At 42.1% G+C, this 1,928-nt stretch carries 1 protein-coding gene and 2 pseudogenes; 1 reads left to right on the forward strand and 2 read right to left on the reverse strand.

The genetic code is table 11. From position 1 onward, the window contains the following. Nucleotides 1-163: 163 nt before the first annotated feature. Complete coding sequence (hisA, locus tag ACE3PQ_RS10360; protein ID WP_374297559.1) at nucleotides 164-892, reverse strand: 1-(5-phosphoribosyl)-5-[(5-phosphoribosylamino)methylideneamino]imidazole-4-carboxamide isomerase; 729 nt, start codon at nucleotides 890-892, stop codon at nucleotides 164-166. Nucleotides 893-1,237: 345 nt separating this feature from the next. Between hisA and ACE3PQ_RS10365 the strand changes: the two are divergent. Further along, nucleotides 1,238-1,747, forward strand: a pseudogene (locus ACE3PQ_RS10365) (MBL fold metallo-hydrolase); the annotation flags it as partial. Nucleotides 1,748-1,796: 49 nt separating this feature from the next. Here ACE3PQ_RS10365 and ACE3PQ_RS10370 read toward each other — a convergent pair. Further along, nucleotides 1,797-1,928, reverse strand: a pseudogene (locus ACE3PQ_RS10370) (IS30 family transposase); the annotation flags it as partial.

Raw genomic sequence — 1,928 nt, forward strand, 5'->3', positions numbered from 1 at the left:
ATTCGACCAAGAATATAAAGATAGCCGACCACAGCAATACCAAGCAACACGCCACCAATCAAAGCATAAAGATAATCATGCACGATATATACACTCCATGTGAGACAAGATCGTTTAAGGTTAGGTCGATGTTGCCTCGATCAAAGCATTAATGATTTAAAATTTATAATTTGTCATCCAATAACAATTGCGCTTCACGTAAGCTCAGCGTACCTTCATAGATCGCACGGCCTGTGATCGCACCCAAGATGCCTTTTTGACCTTGTAGCAATTTCACATCTTCAAGATTGGTCACACCGCCAGAGGCAATCACAGGTAAGCCTGCATGGTTTGCAAGGTTTACAGTCTGCTCAACATTGACACCTTGCATCATGCCATCACGTGCAATATCGGTATAGACTATGCTTGACACACCCGCATCAGCAAAGCGTTTCGCTAAGTCAATCGCTTTGACATCAGTCACATTCGCCCAGCCGTCAGTAGCGACAAAACCATCTTTGGCATCAATACCCACGATGATGTGCCCTGCAAACTCTTTACATGCCAGCTCAACGAACTCAGGCTCTTCCACAGCTTTGGTGCCGATGATGACGAAAGACACCCCCGCATCAATATAATGCTCAATGGTTTCTAATGAACGAATCCCACCACCGATTTGGATCGGTAATTCAGGTTGAGATTGTGCGATCGCCTCGACCACAGGCTTGTGGATCGGTGTCCCTGCAAAAGCGCCATTCAAATCGACCAAATGCAACCGACGTGCGCCCTCATTAACCCAATGTGCTGCCGTCGCCACTGGATCATCAGAAAATACGGTGTCATCTTCCATGCGACCTTGCTTTAAGCGTACACATTTACCATCTTTTAAATCAATCGCAGGGATAATTAACATGCCTGTATTCCTTAATTTTCATATGAAATCTTAACTGTCATTATCTTAACAAAATATTCAATCTTCTCTAAGTGCTAATCGTAATATCTGACCAAGAAGAACAAAATAATTTTAAACTACACACCTTTGCTGCCCCGACAAATTAGAATTCTTAATTAAGTTTGACAAGGTAAATTGCCAGATCATCTATACATTAACCCACTACTGTGGCAATATTTTTCACAGATCGCTCTGCTTCATATAGTTTGGTCTGCATTAAAGCAATAACATTCACAACAAGATGAGCAACCGATGAAACTTCACCACTTAAACTGTGGCACCATGTGTCCAATCTGCCAAAAACTGATGAGCGGTCAAGGAAGCTATTTCAAGCCTGCCAAACTCATTTGTCATGTCCTTCTGATTGAGCACAAGAATAAACTGGTACTGGTTGATACAGGTTATGGTCTAAAAGATATTGTACAGCCGAAAACTCGATTAGGTGGCCTATTTTTAAAACTCACTCGCCCCAAACTAGATCGCCAAGAAACTGCTTTTGAACAGATCAAACAACTGGGCTACTCGCCTGCCGATGTGACGGATATTTTACCAACCCATTTGGATCTTGATCATATTGGCGGTGCGCCTGATTTTCCAAATGCAACGATTCACGTCTATAACAAAGAGCTTGACTACGCATTAAAACCAAAACTCAAAGATCGTCTGCGCTTTCGCAAAGCACAACTTCAAGATATTACAAAATGGCAAAGCCATCGTGAAGTCAATGCTGAGTGGTTTGGTTTAGATGCAATTGATTTGACCGAGCAACTTGGTTTTGAGGCCAAAATCGTGCCACTGATTGGACATACCCGAGGTCATGTTGGCATCGCTGTAAAATCCGAAAATAAATGGTTACTGGGCGAATTCAAACATGAGGTGCGACAGTTTGAAAAGTCTTATGATAATCAACAAGCTGAGCAAATTTCTCTAATGGTGTAAGCCAATCTAACGCTTTTCTAGGACGAGTATTCAGTGACATGGCAACTTGATTTAAATA

Source organism: Acinetobacter sp., assembly GCF_041911495.1.
Taxonomy (GTDB): Bacteria; Pseudomonadota; Gammaproteobacteria; order Pseudomonadales; family Moraxellaceae; genus Acinetobacter.

Excerpts from the sequence above, each read along its gene's own strand:
- hisA (WP_374297559.1), bottom strand. The coding sequence starts at position 892 with ATGTTAATTATCCCTGCGATTGATTTAAAAGATGGTAAATGTGTACGC.